Origin of the sequence: Promineifilum sp. (SeqCode), assembly GCF_041918635.1 — a bacterium.
Classification (GTDB): Bacteria; Chloroflexota; Anaerolineae; order Promineifilales; family Promineifilaceae; genus Promineifilum.
On record NZ_JAYRVJ010000262.1, the window covers coordinates 1 to 2,277 of the forward strand.

3 protein-coding genes are annotated in these 2,277 nt (G+C 64.5%); 1 reads left to right on the forward strand and 2 read right to left on the reverse strand.

Going from position 1 to position 2,277, the window contains the following annotated elements; genetic code table 11:
* Together ACE3UY_RS08775 and ACE3UY_RS08780 are read right to left on the reverse strand one after the other, a co-directional pair.
* The coding region (locus tag ACE3UY_RS08775) for an McrB family protein (protein ID WP_374687166.1) at window positions 1-1,445 on the reverse strand (1,445 nt) is incomplete at its 3' end.
* Window positions 1,424-1,681: a hypothetical protein gene (locus ACE3UY_RS08780; RefSeq protein WP_374687167.1), complete on the reverse strand. Its 258-nt coding sequence runs from the start codon at window positions 1,679-1,681 to the stop codon at window positions 1,424-1,426. The genes ACE3UY_RS08775 and ACE3UY_RS08780, both read right to left, overlap by 22 nt.
* Window positions 1,682-1,786: 105 nt before the next feature.
* Here ACE3UY_RS08780 and ACE3UY_RS08785 point away from each other — a divergent pair, with 105 nt between their 5' ends.
* On the forward strand, window positions 1,787-2,128 hold the full coding sequence (locus ACE3UY_RS08785) for a hypothetical protein (RefSeq protein ID WP_374687168.1): 342 nt from the start codon (window positions 1,787-1,789) through the stop codon (window positions 2,126-2,128).
* Window positions 2,129-2,277: the final 149 nt, after the last annotated feature.

The window sequence follows — 2,277 nt, forward strand, 5'->3', positions numbered from 1 at the left end:
CCATCCCAAGCCCACCGCTGCGCCCTGGCCGGCTGATCAGCGTAGTACTCCTCCAGATAGGGCATGATACTGCGTCGCCACACACGAGCCAGCCCCGCCTCGTCCAGGTCGCGCATGAACGCGCTGGGGCCGATAGCGTAGGCGGGATCGTCTACGGCTTCCGTCGCCAGGCGGCGGTAGAGCGCGCCGAGATAAGGTAGAGACGACGGATGACGGGCCAGCCAACGGTCGAAGAGGTCGGGATCGGCCGGGAAGCGGACGAAGTGGAAGCGGCGGCGCAGGGCGAAATCGACCAGGGCGATGGAGCGGTCGGCGGTGTTCATCGTGCCGATCAGGTAGACGTTGGGTGGGATGCGAAAGAGGCCGCCGGAAAAGGGCAACGGCACCGCTTCGTCGCGGTATTCCAGCAGCAGCATCAACTCGCCAAAGATGCGCGGAATGTTACCGCGATTGATCTCATCGATGATGAAGACGCACGCCTCGGCCCTGTGCTCCGCGGCGCGGCAGAAGCGGACGAAGACGCCTGGGCGCGGCGGATAGTCCACGTAGTGGCGACCGCCCCGCTGATAACTCTCCGGTCGAATCCCTTCGATGAACTCCTCGTAGCTGTAAGCCGGATGGAACTGGATGACGGTCAGCCGTTCCAGTGGCGGGTTGGCCAAGCCGGTCAGCCAGCGGCCCAGGTGGCGGGCGACGTGGGTCTTGCCCGTGCCCGGCGGGCCGTAGAGGATGATTTGCCGCTTCTCCAGGAGGAGATCGTGCAGTTCATCGGCGGTTTGCTCGGTCAGGTATGTCTCGCGGAGAAAATCGTCGCGTCCATAAGCTTCCGGAGGTTGCTGGCCGGCCACCGCCCATTGCGGGGAGGGTTCGCGGAGAGCAGGGGTGCGGGTGTCGGGCGGGGGCGGCTCAGGCCGTTCGCGCTTCTCCCGGTCGCCTTCCGGTAGGCCGGCGACGAAGAGACGCGCCCGCTCGCTCTCGTCAAAGAGCGCTCGAAATAGCTCGGCCTGATGGGCGCGCCGGTGGGGCGTCCCTCGGTAGCGGCCGAATCGCTCGGCGATGGCGAGCATGCTCTCCTCGTAGATGCGGTGCAACTCTTCCGGCCACGCGCGGGCCGTCTCCAGCGGGATGGCGAAGACGGCCATCGCCTCGTCGACGCGCGCGAACGGCTCGCCGCGCCGGAAAGGATACGCTCGTTCCATCGGCTCGACGAGCGCCGTCAGATGAAGAACGCCCGTCCGGGCGGAAACGTCCATCACCATCCAGTTGCCCAGATTGAGCCGCATCATTGTCCGACCGTGGGGCAACGTCAGGGCGAAGCGCGGATCGTCCGCCCAGCCGCCGAGGCGCTTGACCGTCATGGCGAAGAGGTCGAAGGCCCATTCGGCTGTCGCCTGTTCACCAAAGATGGCGTCGAAAGGCGGGGCTAACGTGTCGACGTCAGGCAAGTGTTCGTCCCTCGTAGTCGCGCATTGAGCAGGGCCGCCAGGGCGTCGCGGCCCAATGCCTCCTGCGCTCGGGCGGCCGACTGGCGCTTGTACGCGATCTCGTCTTGGGCGAAGGGCGTGTGGCTGAAGTTTTCCCAACCAGGGTATTGGCGTTGGACGAGCGCGAGCAGCGAATCGAGACAGCCGGTGTCTAGCGGCACGGCGTCATGCTCCTTGATGAGCGAGCGTTGCAGCAAGCGCGGTTCACGGCCTTAAGTATAGGCAGGTGACCGCCGAATGGGCAAGTCAGCGCCGAAGGTATAACATACGTTATGGCCTACGTTGTAGCCTGCATGGAGTCAATGATGCGCTATCTATACTTATTCCTCTGCCTATCCTTGTTTCTGCTCCTGGCCGCCTGTAGCGACGGCCGCGCCAGCGCCCCCGAACTCGTCGCCCCCGAAGCCGCCAGCGCCCGCGCCTTCGACCCCGGCCAGTGCCACCTGACGACAACCGCCGCCGTACCCGCCTACCTGAACCCCGACACCGAGCCTGGCTCGGTCGGCGATGAGACGCCCGACGACGCCGAAGCGATTCAGGTCGTCACGATGCGGGACGGCAGTTTGTGGTATCAACTGGCCGTTGGGGTATGGATTCAGGTGGATGGCGTCGCGTACACCACGCGCGGGGATTGCGCGCCATAAGCAACCCAGATAGAAGTCAGCCTGTGATGGGCTATAATCGAGGACATCTCATCATGGATGACCAAACGATGCGCACATGGCTTCCCGGTTATCGCTGGCGTTGGCAGCTGCTCTTTCTCGTGGTTTTGCTGTTATTGAGTATGGGGCGC

Coding starts and splice junctions, on each gene's coding strand:
- ACE3UY_RS08785 (WP_374687168.1), top strand. CDS start 1,787: ATGATGCGCTATCTATACTTATTCCTCTGCCTATCCTTGTTTCTGCTC.